Source organism: Exiguobacterium sp. s132 (genome assembly GCF_018617235.1).
In the GTDB taxonomy this organism is placed as follows: domain Bacteria; phylum Bacillota; class Bacilli; order Exiguobacteriales; family Exiguobacteriaceae; genus Exiguobacterium; species Exiguobacterium profundum.
Genome location: NZ_JACSJU010000001.1, coordinates 1688241 through 1706721 on the forward strand (window position 1 = coordinate 1688241; position 18481 = coordinate 1706721).

The 18481-nt window shown below is 51.5% G+C and carries 16 protein-coding genes; 2 read left to right on the top strand and 14 right to left on the bottom strand.

Translation table 11 applies throughout. The features are described from left to right. Positions 1 to 3 precede the first annotated feature (3 nt). From KNO78_RS08565 to KNO78_RS08625, 13 genes are all read right to left on the bottom strand, one after another. Positions 4 to 981 (bottom strand): glycosyltransferase family 2 protein, encoded by a 978-nt coding sequence (locus KNO78_RS08565; protein ID WP_214690498.1) that lies wholly within the window; start codon positions 979 to 981, stop codon positions 4 to 6. A gap of 14 nt (positions 982 to 995) precedes the next feature. Continuing rightward, the gene (locus tag KNO78_RS08570; RefSeq protein WP_214690497.1) at positions 996 to 2108 is read right to left on the bottom strand and encodes a polysaccharide biosynthesis C-terminal domain-containing protein; all 1113 of its coding nucleotides are present in this window, start codon (positions 2106 to 2108) and stop codon (positions 996 to 998) included. Then, positions 2072 to 3328, bottom strand: a complete 1257-nt coding sequence (locus KNO78_RS08575) for an ATP-grasp domain-containing protein (protein ID WP_251125261.1) — start codon at positions 3326 to 3328, stop codon at positions 2072 to 2074. The genes KNO78_RS08570 and KNO78_RS08575 overlap by 37 nt, the downstream gene beginning before the upstream one ends. Next, positions 3237 to 4472 carry a glycosyltransferase family 4 protein gene (locus KNO78_RS08580; protein WP_251125262.1) on the bottom strand — a complete coding sequence of 412 codons (1236 nt, stop codon included), beginning with the start codon at positions 4470 to 4472 and terminating at the stop codon, positions 3237 to 3239. The genes KNO78_RS08575 and KNO78_RS08580 overlap by 92 nt, the downstream gene beginning before the upstream one ends. Positions 4473 to 4477: 5 nt before the next feature. Then, the gene (locus KNO78_RS08585; protein ID WP_159562892.1) at positions 4478 to 5521 is read right to left on the bottom strand and encodes a polysaccharide biosynthesis protein; all 1044 of its coding nucleotides are present in this window, start codon (positions 5519 to 5521) and stop codon (positions 4478 to 4480) included. A gap of 106 nt (positions 5522 to 5627) precedes the next feature. Then, positions 5628 to 6266 (bottom strand): sugar transferase, encoded by a 639-nt coding sequence (locus KNO78_RS08590; protein ID WP_214690495.1) that lies wholly within the window; start codon positions 6264 to 6266, stop codon positions 5628 to 5630. Positions 6267 to 6269: 3 nt separating this feature from the next. Further along, positions 6270 to 7421 carry a non-hydrolyzing UDP-N-acetylglucosamine 2-epimerase gene (gene wecB / locus KNO78_RS08595; RefSeq protein ID WP_214690494.1) on the bottom strand — a complete coding sequence of 384 codons (1152 nt, stop codon included), beginning with the start codon at positions 7419 to 7421 and terminating at the stop codon, positions 6270 to 6272. A gap of 11 nt (positions 7422 to 7432) precedes the next feature. Further along, the gene (locus KNO78_RS08600) at positions 7433 to 8995 is read right to left on the bottom strand and encodes an oligosaccharide flippase family protein (protein ID WP_214690493.1); all 1563 of its coding nucleotides are present in this window, start codon (positions 8993 to 8995) and stop codon (positions 7433 to 7435) included. 18 nt (positions 8996 to 9013) lie between these two features. Beyond that, positions 9014 to 10060 carry an EpsG family protein gene (locus KNO78_RS08605; protein ID WP_214690492.1) on the bottom strand — a complete coding sequence of 349 codons (1047 nt, stop codon included), beginning with the start codon at positions 10058 to 10060 and terminating at the stop codon, positions 9014 to 9016. Positions 10061 to 10075: 15 nt separating this feature from the next. After that, the gene (locus KNO78_RS08610; protein WP_214690491.1) at positions 10076 to 11002 is read right to left on the bottom strand and encodes a glycosyltransferase family 2 protein; all 927 of its coding nucleotides are present in this window, start codon (positions 11000 to 11002) and stop codon (positions 10076 to 10078) included. Continuing rightward, positions 10999 to 12213, bottom strand: coding sequence for a glycosyltransferase (locus KNO78_RS08615; protein WP_214690490.1), 1215 nt, complete (start codon positions 12211 to 12213; stop codon positions 10999 to 11001). The genes KNO78_RS08610 and KNO78_RS08615 overlap by 4 nt, the downstream gene beginning before the upstream one ends. Before the next feature lie 10 nt (positions 12214 to 12223). Beyond that, complete coding sequence (locus KNO78_RS08620; RefSeq protein WP_074035895.1) at positions 12224 to 12922, bottom strand: CpsD/CapB family tyrosine-protein kinase; 699 nt, start codon at positions 12920 to 12922, stop codon at positions 12224 to 12226. Then, the gene (locus KNO78_RS08625; protein WP_214690489.1) at positions 12888 to 13646 is read right to left on the bottom strand and encodes a YveK family protein; all 759 of its coding nucleotides are present in this window, start codon (positions 13644 to 13646) and stop codon (positions 12888 to 12890) included. The genes KNO78_RS08620 and KNO78_RS08625 overlap by 35 nt, the downstream gene beginning before the upstream one ends. Positions 13647 to 14043: 397 nt before the next feature. On the opposite strand from KNO78_RS08625, the gene KNO78_RS08630 reads away from it, so the two are divergent. Further along, entirely contained in the window at positions 14044 to 15945 is a 1902-nt protein-coding gene (locus tag KNO78_RS08630; protein ID WP_214690488.1) for a beta-glucoside-specific PTS transporter subunit IIABC, read from the top strand. A gap of 43 nt (positions 15946 to 15988) precedes the next feature. After that, positions 15989 to 17446 (top strand): 6-phospho-beta-glucosidase, encoded by a 1458-nt coding sequence (locus KNO78_RS08635; RefSeq protein ID WP_285800625.1) that lies wholly within the window; start codon positions 15989 to 15991, stop codon positions 17444 to 17446. A 59-nt stretch (positions 17447 to 17505) separates the two neighbouring features. On the opposite strand, the gene KNO78_RS08640 is transcribed toward KNO78_RS08635, so the two are convergent. After that, entirely contained in the window at positions 17506 to 18468 is a 963-nt protein-coding gene (locus KNO78_RS08640) for an aldose epimerase family protein (RefSeq protein WP_214690486.1), read from the bottom strand. Positions 18469 to 18481: the final 13 nt, after the last annotated feature.

Genomic DNA, 18481 nt, shown 5'->3' on the forward strand with positions numbered 1-18481 from the left:
CGCTTAAGCGAATGCTCGGTTTCGTACTTTGATCAGCCACTCCGTTAAATGCGGCTGCTTGATCATCAGGTAAGGTCGGATTCGATCGATTCCGACGAATCGATCGAGATACGCGTCATACCGAGTGGAACGTAACACATCATACTCTCCTTTCAATCGGTGAAGCCCCACTTCAAAAGAGATTCGTGATAACTCTAAATCCTGATGGTATTTCCCATCGGTATAGGCATCAAATAAGTTGATAAAATGAATGAAGTCCTCATGTCGCTTCACGTCACGTTCGACATTCCCCTCGTTCCACATGGTCGTCGCCGACCCTTCCACCTCGTAGCGATAGACACTCATCACTTCCGGCATGTAGTAGGCGTATCCCCTGCTCGTGATATACAAGCGAATCGATGCATCTCGCGCCGGCGTCTCCTCGAGCCATCGCGGGGCGTCACGGAAATCGTTCACATACAACATGGACATCGTCGGAACGAACCCGAGTAACTGTAATTCTCCGGCATCATACGTCCGGGGCACGGATGAAGCAAGCTTTCGATTTTCCGGCATCCATGGAATGACGTGCCAATTCGTGTGGAGCTTCCCACCTGTCTCGACGTACGCATCGTGGAAACAAAGCGTACAGTCCGGATGGGCTTCCATATAGTCGACTTGTTTTTGCAGTTTGTACGGGTCGGTCCAGTAATCATCGCCCTCACAAACCGCGATGTATTTGCCGCGTGCCCGCTCCTCGTTCAACCGGGCGATGAACACGCCTTTTGAATATTGATTCTCCGTCTGATAGATGACGTTGAATTTTTCAGGATATTTCTGAACGTATTCCCGGATGATGTCTGCCGTCCGATCCGTCGAGGCGTCATCATGGATCAGAATCTCGACCTCGAAGTTCGTGCGCTGTGACAAAAAGCCTTCAATCGCCTGAGCGATGTACTTCTCGTGATTGTATGTGATGCAGTTGATGCTCACCATGACCATGATGAATCCCTCCTTTATGAGACTTCCGCGTCTTGTGCGACAGTGGCTCGATAGGTGTCCGGTTGACTCGCGTCGAACGGCTCGTTCACCCACATCACCGTCACTAAATCTTTCACGCCCGTGTTTTCGATATGATGGACGTAACCTGGCGGAATCTCGATGACTTCAAGCTGTTCTTCACTGACATGGAACGAGATGATCTGATCTTGGTCCATCAATCGGAGCCGAATCACGCCTTCACCGCTGACGACGATGAATTGTTCATGTTTCGACTCATGCCAGTGCTCCCCTTTTGTGATTCCGGGTTTGGCCACGTTGACGGAGACTTGACCACGGTCAGGCGTCTTGAACAGTTCTGTGAACGATCCCCGCACGTCCTGATGCATCAAGAGAGGCGTGACCATCCGTTCTTTCGGCAAGTAACTTAAGTACGTGCTGTACAGCTTTTTCGTAAAAGGATCCGATACATCCGGTACCCCTCTAGCCATTCGGACCGCTTCGAACGATTCAATCATTCGGGCAAGGTCGAATAATGTGATCTGGTGTGTCGGGACATCTGAATCGGTGCTTTCTGTTTTATGCAACGCCCCTACAAACGATGCGACGACGTCATCGACATGGGCGAGCGTCAACACGTGATTGGGATGTGTGACCGTGATGTCCTCTCCTCGTGCAATCTGATAACAAAACGTCGTGACCGCACTGTTATAGAATGGTCTCCCCCATTTGCCGAACAGGTTCGGGAGCCGATATATGTGAACCGGTGCCCCGCTCCGTTGACCGTACAGCCGCAAAATGTCCTCCGCTTCTCGTTTACTGTTTCCGTAAGGATTGTCTTGAGTCGCTTGAATCGATGAGGCGAAAAAGACGGGGACCGGATTATAGGACAGCAATTCGGTGGCGATCGCCTCGGTCAAGTCGACGTTTCCCGTCGTGAATTCTTCGACTCGTTCGGGACGGTTCACTCCGGCCACATGATAGACGGCGTCCGCTCGACGCAGATAGCTGCTTCGTTCCACGGATGAGGTCGAACGGGTGATCGGGAGGACGAGATGCCCAGCCCGCTCCAAGGCGTGGACGAGGTGTCTGCCTAAAAAACCGTTCGCACCGGTGACGACGATGTCCATGATTCTCCCTCCGTTTCTTCGGTCGACTTGATGTGTAAGGTCAGCCATCGCTCGGGATGTTCGACGAGTCGAAGCATCGTCTCGACGTCTTCAAACTCTAGAATCAAACTACCGAGTGCTTGATTTGCCCCTTCGAAGCGCGGTACCACATCTCCGACGTTGTAATAGATGTTCGCTTGTCGAATCGTATATGCGTCCTCATCGAAATGGACACCCATGAATCGCCCCGTTTCTTGACTGCCGATGATGAAATAGGCGGACGGTACGGTCACTGGTTTCATCTCGATCGTCACCGGTATCCCGAGTGCGACATCAATCGTCGCCTGGACCAAGTCGACGCCTGTCGCTTGTTCGATGATTTGTGGGATGTAATTCCCTCCGTTCCGTGGACCGATATCCATCAGATAGACGTCTTCTCCTTTGACGAAGATGTCGAAGTTGAACGCGCCTTGCTTGAAGCCGACTTTAGTCAACATCCGTTGCAACGTCTCATGTACCTGTTCGAGCACGTGAGGCGGATGGACACTCGGGAAACTCGCACTGATCGGGGCGAACGGGTTGACTCCGTTCACATTGAAGTGTCCGTTTCCGAAACAACGAAACACCAACTCCCCGTCGACGACAAATCCATCACCCGCTAATTGATAGCCGTCTCGGGTAATGAACTCCTCCACGACTACTTCCTGATTGAATGACATCGTAAATGCCACTCGAAGATGGCGACGAAGCTGCTCAATCCCGTTCCCCCGACTCCATTTGTTGACCCCTTTACTCCCAGAGGCGTCGGCCGGTTTGATGATGTACTCGCCCGCTCGATTCCGTAACGTTTCGACGGCTATTTCTAGTTCGGTAAACGCAAAGGCTTCCGGGACGGCAAAGCCATGTCGCTGTAGGAATGTTCGAAACTTCGCTTTATTCGTCAACGTTTCGACCGTTTCTAGCGAGTTCGTCACTAAACCGAGCGCTTCTCCGACATAGGCGGCCGTTCGCGCCGCCGGGTCGGAGGCATAAGCGACAATCCCATCGATGCCTTCTTCTCTCGCGATGGCGAGGACTGCTTCCCGATCAAGCGTGCTCGTACAGTAATAGCGATCGGCCACGAGTCGACCTGGATTATCCGGTAGATAGTCACAGAGAACGGTGAATATCCCTTGTTGTTTCGCTTTTTGGATGATGGGAACTTGATGCATCGCGCCCCCGAGCAACATCAGCTTCAGCATGGTGAGAATCTCCTTTGCGATAAAGTGGTTGGAGTAAATCGGCGTAGATGGCAGCAGTACTGGCGTTCAGTCGCGGTGTCACGAGTTCTTTCGATTGTTGTCCGTGAGCTTTCAATTTTTCAGGATGTTCCAGATACCGCTTAAGCTCGGTCACGAGTGACGCCACCGTCGGTTCGCATTTGTAACAGTTAATGCCTTCGTGCAGATGTCTCTCAACGTTGTTGACGTCATGGCTGACAACAATCCCCATCCCGGACGCGCAGGCTTCAATGATGCTGATGTTCCCGTTCGAATAGGTCGCCGGTAATACGAGGATGTCCGAACTCCGGTAAACGAGATTCAATCCTTCCCACGACTCGATTTCGTCAAGGAACGTGACGTCCTTCAACTGCTCGTCCTCGATATATCGCCGACACGCATCTGCGAGGTGTCCGTCGCGATTGAGCGACATGGAAAGGTTCGGATATTCTTCTTTCAAGATTCGATACGCCTCCAAGGCGACGAGCGGTTGATAACGTTCAATTAAGCGATTGGCAAACAACAGATGAATCGGGTCATTTGGTCCTTTCTGACGCAATGGGTGCGACATATGCGTCTCGATATCAATCGGATAGGGCGCCGAGACGACTCGTTCGGAAGGGAAGCCTAGTTCCTTGATAAATTGATCGCGTGCGACGTTTCCCATTCCGAAAATCAAATCGGTCCGCTTGAACAGTCGATGAATCCGTGTGGTCTTGTGCAAGCCGTTTTCTCTTGTCAATAACGTCGATTCGCCGCTCGTCTCACCTCGAACGTTTCGGATTGGCTCGCTCATGACGACGACGCGCACCCCGAACAGTTTGACAATTTTTAAGAGAATTGCGTGAAACGGGGTAAAGCCGGCTAGTAGCAAGATATGCGGTCGAAACCGGATGAGTTGGACAAACACATCGAGTGACAGATAGTTCGTCTTTTTCGAGAAATAGGAGCCTCTCAAGACGCGACAGCGTTTACCAAGTGGGATGACCCACCAATCAGGACGTTGATCCGTGATTTGTCTATAAAACCAAAACTCAGTATCAAAATATTTATGGAGCGCGTCAGCGAATTTCACTTGATACGGGGAAGCCATATTGGATAAGAAGACGATTCGTTCTCTGGTCATCACACTCACCCGATTCGTTTCGCGGAAGCGGGAATCGTCCATTTCGCGAGTTCTTCCTGGATGTAAGGTAACGTCAACAAGAGTTCCTTCACTTCCTCCACATCGAGCTGTCTCGTATTGTTCGAGTTGTACTCGCCTTGAGCAGTCAACTCCTGGCTGCCTTCACTGAAGTACTTCTCGTAGTTCAAGTCACGATTGTCGGCCGGGACGCGGAAGAATCCACCCATGTCCTCGGAGACGACTTTCTCTTCCCGGGTCATCAACGTCTCGAACGCTTTCTCACCGTGGCGGGTCCCGATGACTTTGATGGGGAGATCGACCCCGAACAGTTGTTTCACGGCTTCCGCGAGCACACCGATTGTCGAGGCAGGTGATTTTTGGACCATGATGTCACCGGCATGCGCATGATGGAATGCGAAGACGACGAGTTCGACCGCATCGGCCAAGCTCATCAAGAAACGCGTCATGAGCGGATCGGTCACGGTGAGCGGCTCCCCTTTTTTGATTTGCTCCACGAATAATGGGATGACCGACCCACGCGAGGCCATCACGTTCCCGTAACGGGTCCCGCAGATGAGCGTCCGGTCTGGTCCGACCGCACGGGCCTTGGCGACGAAAACTTTTTCCATCATCGCTTTGGAGATTCCCATCGCATTGATTGGGTAGGCCGCCTTATCCGTCGAAAGACAGATGACCTTCTCCACACCCGCTTCGATGGCGGCATTCAAGACATTTTCCGTACCGAGAATATTCGTCTTCACCGCTTCGATTGGGAAAAACTCACACGAGGGAACTTGTTTTAGTGCCGCTGCATGGAAAACGTAATCGACCCCATACATGGCATTTTTGACACTGTTCGGGTCCCGTACATCGCCAATGTAGAATTTTAACTTGTCATGATGATAGCGATTGCGAATGTCTTCTTGTTTCTTCTCATCCCGTGAAAAGATGCGAATCTCTTTGATGTTCGTATCGAGGAATCGCTCCATCACGGCATTGCCGAACGATCCCGTCCCACCCGTGATGAGCAATGTTTTATTGGAAAACATAAGAAGGCTCCTTTCGTAGCTGTCTAGTCTCAGATGTAGGAAGAGCGGTATGTCATCATTTACCCGGTTGGTCTCACTTAAATTGGTAACTTAATGGAAACCGTTATCATTTTTTCGCAACATGCATCATCTTCTTTTCTTCAGACGTCGGGCTGGGTGGGGGCGCCCCTTCCACGATTCCTTCCCGGAGCAAAACGTTCCTGACGGTCAAGGCGATACAGCGCAGATCGAACCATAAGCTCATCTGGCGAACGTATTCCCCGTCGAGTTTCGCCTTCATCTCAATCGGAAGCTCATCGCGCCCCTTCACTTGTGCCCATCCGGTCAGCCCCGGCAGCGCTTCTGTCGCGCCTACCTGTCGACGGGCCTCGACCAAGTCGTCTTGGTTCCACAGTGCGGGTCTCGGTCCGACGATGGCCATCTCGCCTTTTAAAATGTTTACGAGCTGTGGCAATTCATCGAGACTCGTCTTGCGAAGAAACGCCCCGACGCGCGTGATGTGTTTCGTGGAGTCGTTAAACAGATGTGTCGGGACATCGTTCGGGGTGTCTTGATGCATCGTCCGGAACTTATACATCCAAAAACGTGTCTCCCGTAACCCGATGCGCTCCTGTTTGAAAAAGACGGGACCCCTCGAATCGATTTTGATCAAGAGGGCGATGAGGAGCAGAAACGGTGCGAGAAGAAGGAGCGCGACTCCGCTGAGCGTCCCGTCAAAAACTCGTTTGAACGTCATATAGTCCATGGCTCACACCTCTTTCTTCTCGGTCGACACCGGATGCTGCTTCCACACCTCTCGCATCACATAGTCCGTGTAGGACAACAAGATGCGGAGCACTTTATCGGAGACGTTCGGCATGGCGTAATCGTTCACGAGTCGCATCGGACCTTCCGTTTCTTCTAAGATTCGAAGCGCCTGAAGCACCCGTTCCCGCTTCAATCCGACCATCATCGCTGCCCCTTCCTCCATCGCCTCCGGACGCTCATGCGCTTGTCGGATATTCAATCCTTTGATTCCAAGAATCGAGCTTTCTTCACTGATCGTACCGCTGTCCGACAACACGGCCTTCGCATGGAGTTGCAGGTGGACGTAGTCACTGAAGCCGAGCGGCTTGAGGGTACGAATGTTTGGATGGAGACGCACCCCACTCTCACGAATGCGTTTTGCCGTCCGGGGATGGGTGCTGACGATGAGGGGGAGCTGGTACGTGGTCGCGACCGCATTGAGCGTGTCGACGAGATCGAAAAAGTTCTCGTCATCACTGATGTTTTCATCGCGATGGGCCGATACGACGAAATAGGCATCTCGCTCCAAGTCGAGCCGTTCGAGCACGTCTGACCGCTCGATCTTCTCCCGTTGACGATGGAGCACCTCGTACATCGGGCTCCCCGTCTTGATGATGCGGTCCGCCGGTAACCCTTCACGAAGCAGATACTCGCGTGCGATGTCACTATAGGTCAGATTGATGTCGGCGATATGGTCGACGATGCGACGATTCGTCTCCTCCGGGACCCGTTCATCAAAACAGCGATTCCCTGCCTCCATATGGAAGATGGGAATGTGATGACGTTTTGCGGCGATGGCTGCGAGACAGCTGTTCGTGTCCCCGAGTAGCAAGACCGCGTCCGGACGCTCGGATGCGAGCACGGGATCGATGGCGATGAGGATATTGCCGATCGTCGCCATCGGACCATCCGCCGAGGCGTCTAACACATAATCCGGTGTCCGCAGGCCAAAGTCTTCAAAGAAAATCTGATTCAATTCATAATCATAGTTTTGTCCCGTATGAACGAGCACATGATCGATTGCCTCGGAGGCTTCGAGACGTGCCATCACGGCGGACAATCGAATGATTTCGGGTCTAGTACCAACAATCGTCATGACCTTGAGTCGTTTCATCTTGTTCCCTCCTAGGATGTGTGGTGAATGGATAGGATGCGTAGTTTCAATTGAGCGAACACTTGGCGGAACATGGCTTTCTCCGTTTCATCAAATGCGAGTCCCCACATGATGATGGCGTATATGCTGATGAGCACGATTCCCTTCAAGCCGAAGCCGAACCAGTTCGAGGACGGGAAGAAGAACTGGATTCCCCAGCCGATGAGCGTGTACAGGAGAATACCGGGCAAGAGTTTCAGATGGCATTTGCGGAAAAAGCCAAGAATGTCGAGACCGAGGACCCGATGATAAATCACGTTCATATAGAAGACGAGACCGACGATGTTGCCGATGCAAATGGCGATGGCCGCACCAATCGGACCAAAGTGTGGAATCAACAGTGGCGAGAGCGTCATACTGATGGCGGCCACGATAAGGGCTGCGAACGCCCGATACTTCACCTTGTTTTCGGCAATGAGTGTCGTGTTGCCGATGTCTTGCGTCAACGTGATCACACTCGGTGCAATCAAGAGAAGCGCGATCACGTAGGAGTCGGTGAAGTCTGGTCCGACCCATAGGTGCATGAACTCTCGACCGAGGATGAAGAACGAAGCGAGAATGAGTCCGACGATATACAGTTGAATTCGACCGATGCGGACGAAGAGGTACCCGATGGCCTCACGATCGTTTCGGGACAACATCCGACTGACCTTCGGAAGGAACAAATAGCCGAGTGAAGCCGCAATGGTCCAGACGTATCCTTCGATGACCATCCCGACGGAAAAGAGGGCAATCGACGCACTGCCTGCTAGAATCCCTAGTAGGCTCGGGGTGATGTTCAACACGAAGCGTTGGGCAACGAGCGTGATCGTGCTCCAGGATGTGAAACTAAAGATGTCCCGATATATTCCTTTCTCTCGATTCTGAAAGTTGGCGCGGACGAGAGTCTTGCGCCGAATGAAGACGTATTCAACGAGTAAGACGATTGTGCCGACCAGCGCATTAACGATGACAAGGGCATACAACCCATAGCCGAGAAGAAGCGCGGTGACCATCAAAGCGACCGTCCCGACCTTCTCAGCGAGATGCAGGGCACTCGAGAAGAGGAATTGTTCATGGGATACGAGAATGCCAGAGAATGGCTTCGTCGGGAACGAGACGACGATGAACAGTCCCGCGATGACATAGAGCACTTTCAACTGTTCGAGTTCGGTCGCTGTCAAACTCGAGTAAATCGAGTCCAAGAAGAAGTAGACGACGGTGAGGATGAGGAAGAGGACGAGTGAGATGGCGATGAACAGTTTATAGGCGATGCCTAAAAATCGTCCTGCCCGCTCGTGGTCCCCCTCCGCCATATACTTGCTCATGAATCGTGAGACGGCCGCATCGAGCCCGAAGTCCATCGCGAACATACTGATGAGAGAGATGGTCAGCATATACAACCCGTAACTCGCCTGCCCGATTTCATGAATCATCCACGGCGTATAGATGAGACCGGATAAGATGCCGAAAAAGATCTGTGTGTAGGACATGACCGCTCCAATCTTGATTTTGCGGTTACTGGCTGCCTCGTCTAGCGTCATGCGTGTCGACATATGCTTCACCTCCTCGTTTTACCAAAAGAACGAATACACCGGCGCTTCGCGAATAAACAAGAGACCGAGCAACATAACTGCCGAGTAATAGACGACGAGTCGTTCCCGCCGCTCGAACGTGCCGACAATCTCTGGAATCATCAACAATAGGAAGAGTGAAAAGTATTGGACGAGCCGCATCATGGACGGGTTTAAGAATGTCAACGGCAAGAGACAGGCGGCGAGTAACAACGCATTGAAGAAATGGATGGCGGATGGATTGTTCGCTAAAATTTGATCTTTTCGCCATAGTGCCATGAAGAGAACAGAGAGCAACATCAGACTGAAGTTGACCGCCCCGGCCCCTTCCATGGCGCTGTAGGTTTCATAGCCAGACACTTGAACGAGCAGATCGAAGAACGAATTCCGGAAGACGAACAATCCGATGACGACCCCGAACATGGTCATCAAATACGCTTTGGTCAGTTGCTTGTTCGCTAAAAAGTAGAACGGGACGAAGATGAGCGAGGATTTATGAATCGTCATGGCGATGCATACGAGCAGAAGGAACCAGCCCAACTTCCGCGCCCGCACGAAATGGTATCCGACGAGCACGACGAGCGCGGTCGCCACCGTTTGGCGTAAGCCGGTGACGGCGAAGAATTCGTAGAAGAGGACCGAAAAGAGCAGGAAACTGATGAGCGGTTCGCTCGAGTATTTGTAGATGAAATAGCCGAGTGGGATCATGAAAATCATCGCGATGAGCACGAGATACACTTGATAGTCCGTAATCACATACTGGATGAGACGTTGGAACAGGTAGAAACCCGGGTCCTCGCTCTCAGTGAAGACGATTTCAAAGAAGCGGTCGGTGAACGCACCGAGCGGTAACGTTTGCGACTGAAGGAAGAGTGCCTTGTACTGCGCGGTATCTGCCCCGACGGTGACGTCTCGGAAGCCTGACAAGACGATCCATTGAATCGTGGCGAAAGATACGAACCAAGCACGGCGACTCGGAATCTCGTGACGGATCAACAACAGTCCCCAACCGACCAACAGCGCCATATTGACTAAATAGATCGTCATCTCAACCCCTCCTTTCTAACGATAAATCAGATTGGTCATCCCTCGATATAGAGACAGCAGGTTTGAAAACAGGATACCGTTCCAGCGAAGCCACCGATATTCCAGCGGTCCAAAGTAACGATTCACATCATGTGTCGTTAAGTACTGTTCCCGTACGTCCGCCGCATTTTCTTTAAACGTGTGCTTCAGAATGATGGCGGTCAATTCCTCTCCGTTATCACGCACCTCGACGTCCTGGAGTAGCCGCTTCAGATAGCGATTCGATTCCATCGTGGCTCGATATGCGATTTTTTTCGTCTGTTGCTCGCCGTGAATCCGTGAATAGACGAGCGGCTCACGCATCACGTAAAAGTCGAACCCATCGAGCGCCAACTCGACCCAGCAGATCCAGTCTTGAATGAAGCGGTCCTCTAACGAAAAACGCCGATGTTCGAACGCTCGTCGCGGAATCAAGAGCGCGCATCCGTTCAAAGTCGAGGACAACAGCAAGTGACGGAACATGTCCTGACTCGAATAGAATCCGCTCACTTTCCGTTGCACCCGTCGGATTGCCTCCCCATTTTCGTCAATGAACGCCGTCCCTGTGACGACGATTGTCTGGTTCATCGGGAGATGTTGCTCGTGCAATGCGGCGAGCTGTCGTTCGATCTTTGTCGGTTCGTACACGTCATCGTGACTGAGCCAGGAGAAATAGTCTCCGTTCATTTCTTCAATCCCACGATTCAACGCACTCGAGACGCCCCCATTTTCCTTTTCCACGTAGCGAATTTTCTTGCCGTAACTTGTCGCAATCGCCGCCGTTTTCCCGTCATCAGTCGAGCCGTCGTTGACGACGATCACTTCAATCGAAGGATGCGTCTGGGCTAAGGCGCTGTCGATACATGTCCGTAAATAATCGCTCCCGTTATAGACGGGGATGATGATGGATACGAGTGGTGTCATAAAGCGTTCCTCACTTTCTCGGTTTGCAGCTCCTCATACACGTGCAGGTAGTCCTCCGCCCGGTCGAATAAGTCGAACCGTTGACGCGCTTCGTTCGCACAAGCGATTCGTGAGATCGAGGCGTGATGGAGACGATCGAGTCCGTCCATTACATCTTCGACCGATCGCGTGGCGACGACGACACCGGTCCGTTCTGTCACAAGTTCCGGACTGGCCGTGGAATTGAGGACGAGAACTGGCGTGCCACAGGCGAGTGCCTCTGCCGTCACGTTTCCAAATGATTCTTCCTCTGACAGGTTCAACAAGACGTCTGCCGCGGCATAGTAAGAAGCCAATTCGCTCGGGTCATGTGTCTCCTGAACGTGAAGCACATTCGCCGGCAGGTCATGTTGTTCAGGCATCTGTCCGACTAAGACGATTTGGTCGGACGGTCTGGCCGTGGCCAACTCCATGAAGGCAGACAATCCTTTCGCCTCCGTCCAATGGCTCGCCACACCGAGAAGAATGTGTTGTCCCGTCAACCCGAGGCGTGCCCGAAGTGGGGCTACCTCTTTCGGTGTGAACGTCTCCAAATCGACCCAGTTGTAGATGCGACGAATGATGGAGGCGTGTTGCAGAATCGAGAAGTGGGCTTCCATCGTGATCCAATCCGACACTCCCACTACTGCCAAGCGTGGAATGGCGTCGTACCATTGGCGCTTGTCCGCCAACATCTCGCCGGTCCGGTCTAAAAACCAGCTCGGGATGTCTTCTTTTAAGAGCGGGCATTGTCCACATCCATCCTTCCAGCGCGTACATCCGACCGCCGTATAGTGGGTACATTTCCCGGTGAATAGCCAGCAGTCGTGAAGCGTCATGACGGTGGCGATGTCCTGCTTCGCCAAATACTCAAACAACGTCTGAAGATGAAGGTAATTGGCGTGAAGATTATGAAGATGAACCACGTCCGGCCGAAAGCTGTCCATGAAGGCAATCAAGTCAGCGGTCGACCGTTTAGACGTGTACCCTTGGCGCCCCGTCACGCGGGCGTGGAGCGCATGTCGCTTCGTTTCCCACGCCTGTCCGACTACCACACTCGTCTCGGTCACCGGTCCGGTCGCATGGGCGATTCGGACGTTGTGTCCGTAAGAGGCATGAACGGATGCGAGCTCTTTACACATCCGACCGGTGCTTTTCACTTCGTTGATGGCATTGATGTGTAGAATATTCATGTCCGAGACCTCACTCGTATGCGTAGTAGGTGTTGTTATCACGAGAAGAACGTTTGTTGAGGACGAGGCCGAGAAGTTGTGACCCGGTCCGTTCAAGTTGTTCTTTCGCCTTCAGGACGAGCTGACGATCTGAGTTCTCGCAACCGATCACGAGAATCGTCCCATCGGATACGTTGGCCAACAGTCGAGCATCGGCGACGTGCATCATCGGAGGTGTGTCGACAATCACGATATCAAACTGTTCACGCAAATCACTCAGGAGGTCCGTCATGCGTGACGAGGCGATCAGTTCGGTCGGATTCGGTGGAATCGGACCGGCCGCCAGCAAGGTCAGACGCGGAATATCCGTTTTTTGGAGCGCATGTTCGAGCGTGACGCGACCGGCCAATACGGTAGACAATCCCGCATGTGCTGACATCTGAAACGTTTGGTGTGCCGTCGGTTTGCGCATATCACAATCGATGATGACGACATTTTTTCCGAGTTGCGCATAGACGACCCCTAGGTTTGCCGCCGTGGTCGACTTCCCTTCCCCGGACGAAGCGGAAGTGATCGTGATCATCTGTAACTTATGGCCGACGGACGTGAACTCCAGATTGGTCCGAATTGTCCGATATTGTTCAGAAATCGGTGACTTCGGATTCGCCAACGTGACGAGATCCCGTTTTTTATAATCAAGACGATTGGCGTTCTTTTTTCGACCGAACATGCGAAACGTCTCCTTTCACTTGGGGTGTCGCTTCTTTCACATTTTTCGTTTTCAAATCCCGGCGTTCGATTGTCGGAATCGATCCGATGACTGGCAAATCCAGCAACCGTTCCGCTTCTTGCTCATTCCGGATGCGTTTATCAAAGACGTGGCGTAATAGACCGATGAATCCACCTAACAAGAATCCGGCGAAAAGACCGATTGCCGTGTTGAGCAGTACGTTCGGTGAGACAGGCGCTTCCGGAATTTCGGCTGGAGATAAAATTCGAACGTTGTCGATGTTCATCAGATCCGGAATTTCAGAAACGAACACTTCACTGATCACATTGGCCGTTTCCGCTGCCACGACCGGGTCGTTCGCGGTGACGAACACATTGATGACTTGCGATTCCTCTTCACTTTCTACGGTGAGTGCATCCGAGAGCGGGTCTGGTGCGCTCGGCACCTGTTCTTTGACTTTCTCAAGAACAGCCGGGCTCTTCATGATGACGCGATACGTATTGACGAGTGAGAGCGAGGATAACACTTCCGAACTGTCTACGCGGTTGTCTTCTTGTTGTGTAACGAGTAGCACTTGTGTGGACGCCTCATATTTCGGCTGGATGAATGAAGTGCTCAAATAGTAAGCTAAGAGTCCGACGAGAACCATACTCACGAACATCCATTTCTTACTTTTCTTGAGAACTTCCACGAGATCGCCCACGATCGTCGTTTGTTCCTTCATGTTGGTTTCCTCCCTACAGACAGATTAAATGACCGAAATCAGGCGCAGGTTAACTGTAGTACCTTCTTACCCCCTTCATCTTGATAATTGAAAAGAAGGATTTATCATTTTTTCGCAACATCATGTCATGATGCCGTTCCGCTTTCTTCTTTTACGTTGTAGGGAGAGTCGAAAAACAAAAAAAGTAAAATGTAAGCGTTGACATTTTGAATTGCTGCATGCTACATTTCAATTATCAAATAACAACTGAACGGTATCCTGCGCAGGAATGTTACCTTTAGTGGGCATAACCTGACTCGAGTCGGATGAATGACGTGATTTCACGTTCTTCGTTTGACACGGGTCAGGTTTTTTATTTGACGCAAACCAAAATTATGGGAAAAGGAAGGGAACGGACATGAAATATGAACAGCTCGCACGCGATATTATTCAACATGTTGGCGGGAAAGAGAACGTCAATAGCGTCGTCCACTGTATCACCCGTTTGCGTTTCAAATTAAAGGATGAACAAAAAGCAGATACCGAAACCATCAAAAACATGGATGGGGTCGTCACGGTCATGAAGAGCGGTGGTCAATACCAAGTAGTCATCGGGAATCATGTACCAGAAGTGTATAAAGCCGTCGTCGAGGTCGGCGGATTCCAACAACAGTCTCCAATTGAAGAAGAGAACGCTCCAAAAGGATCGTTGTTCAGCCGTTTTATCGATATCATCTCTAGCATCTTCACTCCTGTGCTCGGCGTCTTAGCAGCGACCGGGATGATCAAAGGATTCAACGCCCTGTTCGTCGCACTCGGTTGGCTCGACAATACGTCAGGTACGTATCAATTGTTGAATGCCATCGGGGATTCGCTGTTCTACTTCTTCCCGATTTTCCTCGGCTATACGGCCATTAAGAAATTCGGAGGAAGTCCGTTTATCGGGATGGCCATCGGGGCGTCACTCGTCTATCCGACCTTATCGACGCTGACGGCTGGAGACCCTCTCTATACGGTCTTTGCCGGAACCATGTTCGAGTCACCGATTCATATCACGTTCCTCGGTGTTCCTGTCATCTTGATGACGTACTCGACTTCCGTCATTCCAATTATTATCGCGGCATTCTTTGCAGCAAAACTTGAGAAGTTCTTGAAGACTGTCATTCCAGACGTCATCAAAATGTTCATCGTTCCACTACTCACTTTGTTGATTGTCGTTCCACTCACATTCATCTTGATTGGACCAATCGCGACTTGGGCAGGGATGCTTCTTGGTAGCGCCACGGTCGCTGTATATAACTTGAGCCCGCTCGTCGCCGGCCTATTCCTCGGTGGATTTTGGCAAGTGTTCGTCATCTTCGGTCTTCATTGGGGGCTTGTCCCGGTCGCCATCAACAACTTGACGTCACTCGGGGCTGACCCGATTCTCGCACTTGTGTTTGCAGCATCGTTCGCACAAATCGGTGCCGTGCTCGCAGTCTTCTTCAAAATTAAAAATCAAAAGATTAAAACGCTCACAATTCCGTCCTTCATTTCAGGTATCTTCGGTGTGACCGAGCCCGCTATTTATGGGGTGACGCTCCCCCTCAAAAAACCGTTCATCATGAGCTGTATCGGTGGTGCTGTCGGTGGTGGAATCATGGGTGTCATGGGTACACAAACTTATATCATCGGGGGGCTCGGTGTCTTCGGCTATCCGTCCACCATCTCGCCTGAAGGCATCACAACTGGTTTTTATGGTTCACTCATCGGAACGGCCGTTGCTTTCATCGTCGGGTTCGTCTTGACTTACCTCTTTGGCGGTGTCAATCAAGCAGCAACCGCGACACCACAATCAGAAGTTACACCGGTCGCCAAAGAAGTATCTGCGACAACTGTCAGTCAGGAACAAGTCGTTAGCCCGCTTCAAGGAACTGTCGTCCGTTTGAAAGATATCTCGGATGTCGCCTTCTCATCTGGTTCACTCGGTCAAGGTGTTGCCATCGAACCGACGGAAGGGAAACTGATCGCCCCGGTTTCCGGTACCGTGTCTGCCCTCTTCCCGACACATCATGCCATCGGGATCACAACGGAATCAGGGGCTGAAATCCTGATCCATATCGGTATGGATACCGTTCAACTAGAAGGGAAGCATTTCAAAGCACACGTCACACAAGGTGAATTTGTCGAAAAAGGACAACTGCTGATCGAATTCGATATCGACGCGATCAAGCAATCAGGTCGTGCGTTGACGACACCTGTGATTGTCACGAACCGAAAAGCACTCTCACCAAACTACGCCTCACATGTCCAGACGGGCGATCCGATTTTCATCATCTAATGAATCAAGTGGGAGGATTTTTCCTCCCACTAATATAGAAAGGATGGATACGATGAGTTTTCCAAAAGGATTTTTATGGGGTGGCGCCATTGCCGCCAACCAAGCAGAAGGCGCTTATGCAGAAGGGGGAAAAGGTTTAACTACCGTCGACTTGTTGCCGACGGGTAAAAAACGCTTCGATGTCATGTTTGGAGAATTGCCATCATTAGAACCTATGCCCGGAGAGTTTTATCCTTCGCATGAAGCGATTGATTTTTACCATCACTACAAAGACGACATCGCTTTATTCGCTGAGATGGGATTCAAGGCGCTTCGTCTCTCGATCGCATGGTCACGAATCTTCCCGAACGGAGATGACGTTGAGCCAAACGAGGAAGGCTTGCAGTTTTATGATGATGTCTTCGATGAACTATTAAAACATGGGATTGAACCGGTCGTGACAATCGCTCACTTCGATGTACCCGTCAGCTTGATCAAAAAATATGGAAGCTGGCGCAATCGACGAGTCGTCGACTTCTTCGAGACATATGCGAAGACCCTCTTCACCCGCTACAACGGTAAAGTGAAATATTGGATGACGTTCAACGAGATCAATATGCTACTCCACCTCCCATTCATTGGAGCGGGCATCGTGTTCGAGGACGGAGAAGACAAGCAACAAGTGAAGTATCAGGCGGCCCATCATCAACTCGTCGCGAGTGCGAAAGCCGTCAAAGCAGCTCACGAAATCAATCCTGATCTACAGGTGGGTTGTATGCTTGCTGCTGGTCAAACGTATGCCTATTCGTGTAACCCGAATGATGTGTTAGATGCAATGGACAAAGACCGTGAATCGTTCTTCTTCATCGACGTCCAATCACGTGGAGAGTACCCGGGATATGCCAAACGATATCTCGAGGAGCAAGGTATTACGCTTCAGATAGAAGAAGGAGACCTCGAACTGTTGAAAAAGCATACGGTCGACTACATCGGCTTCAGCTATTATGCAAGTCGGACGACGAGTACGGATCCAGAGATAAACCAGTCGACCGAAGGAAACATTTTCAGTTCACTTGAGAATCCGTTCCTCGAGAAATCGGAATGGGGCTGGACGATTGACCCGACCGGTTTCCGGATCACGGCGAACCAACTGTATGACCGCTATCAAAAGCCGCTATTCGTCGTCGAGAACGGACTCGGTGCCGTCGATACACCGGATGCGACCGGATATGTCGAAGACGATTATCGCATCGACTATATGGCGAAACATATCGAACAGATGCACGAGGCCATCAAGGACGGTGTCGAGATCATCGGCTACACAAGCTGGGGTCCGATTGACTTGGTGAGTGCGTCGACCGGTGAGATGAAGAAACGCTACGGCTTCATCTATGTCGATAAAGACAATGAAGGCAACGGGACGCTCACACGTTCGAAGAAAAAGAGCTTCGATTGGTATAAGCAAGTGATTGCGACGAACGGAGCGGACGTCAGTACTCCTGTTCAAACTACTAAATCTTGATTGAAAAGGAGGCAACCGACTTAAATCGGTTGCCTCCTTTTTGAATGGTAGTGATGAATTCATTCCACCCCAAACCGATACACCGTCCGCGAGTGATACAACTCACCCGGTTTCAGTTCGATTGAGGTTGCGATGTCTGGATGGTTTGGGGCATCTGGGAACGCCTGGGCTTCGAGACAAATTGCGCTATGTTTCTGTCGACCGTCGAGCGTCACCGGTGTCTCTTCACTCAAGAAATTCCCTGTGTAGACGACCATGACCGGTTGATTCGTCTCGACCGTCATCGTCCGTCCGCTCATCGGGTCGTGCAATCGAATCGGTTCATCCTTCAAGATAAAAGGATGATCAAGACCGCTCGCCCGTTCAATCGCCTCGTCTCCTGACACGAGCGCCTCTCGGACCGCTTTTCCGTCTCGGAAGTCGAACGGCGTCCCGCTCACATCACGCAACTCTCCTGTCGGCAGTGAATCCGCGTCGAGCACCCCGACCGAATCGGCTGGTAGCATCAGCTCATGATCGTGGATGGTTGGGCGTCCGCCAAGATTGAAATAGTTGTGATGGTTCAGGTTGACCCACGTCAGTTGGTCTGTTTCCGCCGTCATCGTGACAATCAGTTCATTGTCATCCGTCAGTTCGTACAACACTTTAAAGAAGACGTTGCCGGGATACCCTTCTTCCCCGTCCGGGCTGAGATATGTGAACTGGATACACTGTTCGTCCGCATCCATCTCCCAATAACGGGACGTGATGCCTTTCTCGCCTCCGTGAATATGATGGGGCGCCTCGCTTGGGGTCAAGGCGACACCCTCAATCTCTGCGTCACGAATCCGTCCGGCAATCCGCCCTACGATTGACCCGAGATAGACCGGATTTTCTAAGTATTGTGAGACGTCCCCGTATTTCAAGATGACCGAGTCTAGGTTTCCTTCCCGGTCCGGGGCCGTCAGTTCCGTCATCGCACAACCATAATCGATGGCGGATAGTCTCATGCCGTTGGTGTTTTGAATCGTCGCTTGTTTCACTCGTACTACCACC

What these genes read in the sequence shown, in the direction of transcription:
- KNO78_RS08565 (WP_214690498.1), bottom strand. Translation starts at nt 981, where the DNA reads ATGGTCATGGTGAGCATCAACTGCATCACATACAATCACGAGAAGTAC.
- KNO78_RS08570 (WP_214690497.1), bottom strand. Translation starts at nt 2,108, where the DNA reads ATGGACATCGTCGTCACCGGTGCGAACGGTTTTTTAGGCAGACACCTC.
- KNO78_RS08575 (WP_251125261.1), bottom strand. Translation starts at nt 3,328, where the DNA reads ATGCTGAAGCTGATGTTGCTCGGGGGCGCGATGCATCAAGTTCCCATC.
- KNO78_RS08580 (WP_251125262.1), bottom strand. Translation starts at nt 4,472, where the DNA reads ATGACCAGAGAACGAATCGTCTTCTTATCCAATATGGCTTCCCCGTAT.
- KNO78_RS08585 (WP_159562892.1), bottom strand. Translation starts at nt 5,521, where the DNA reads ATGTTTTCCAATAAAACATTGCTCATCACGGGTGGGACGGGATCGTTC.
- KNO78_RS08590 (WP_214690495.1), bottom strand. Translation starts at nt 6,266, where the DNA reads ATGGACTATATGACGTTCAAACGAGTTTTTGACGGGACGCTCAGCGGA.
- wecB (WP_214690494.1), bottom strand. Translation starts at nt 7,421, where the DNA reads ATGAAACGACTCAAGGTCATGACGATTGTTGGTACTAGACCCGAAATC.
- KNO78_RS08600 (WP_214690493.1), bottom strand. Translation starts at nt 8,995, where the DNA reads ATGTCGACACGCATGACGCTAGACGAGGCAGCCAGTAACCGCAAAATC.
- KNO78_RS08605 (WP_214690492.1), bottom strand. Translation starts at nt 10,060, where the DNA reads ATGACGATCTATTTAGTCAATATGGCGCTGTTGGTCGGTTGGGGACTG.
- KNO78_RS08610 (WP_214690491.1), bottom strand. Translation starts at nt 11,002, where the DNA reads ATGACACCACTCGTATCCATCATCATCCCCGTCTATAACGGGAGCGAT.
- KNO78_RS08615 (WP_214690490.1), bottom strand. Translation starts at nt 12,213, where the DNA reads ATGAATATTCTACACATCAATGCCATCAACGAAGTGAAAAGCACCGGT.
- KNO78_RS08620 (WP_074035895.1), bottom strand. Translation starts at nt 12,922, where the DNA reads ATGTTCGGTCGAAAAAAGAACGCCAATCGTCTTGATTATAAAAAACGG.
- KNO78_RS08625 (WP_214690489.1), bottom strand. Translation starts at nt 13,646, where the DNA reads ATGAAGGAACAAACGACGATCGTGGGCGATCTCGTGGAAGTTCTCAAG.
- KNO78_RS08630 (WP_214690488.1), top strand. Translation starts at nt 14,044, where the DNA reads ATGAAATATGAACAGCTCGCACGCGATATTATTCAACATGTTGGCGGG.
- KNO78_RS08635 (WP_285800625.1), top strand. Translation starts at nt 15,989, where the DNA reads ATGGATACGATGAGTTTTCCAAAAGGATTTTTATGGGGTGGCGCCATT.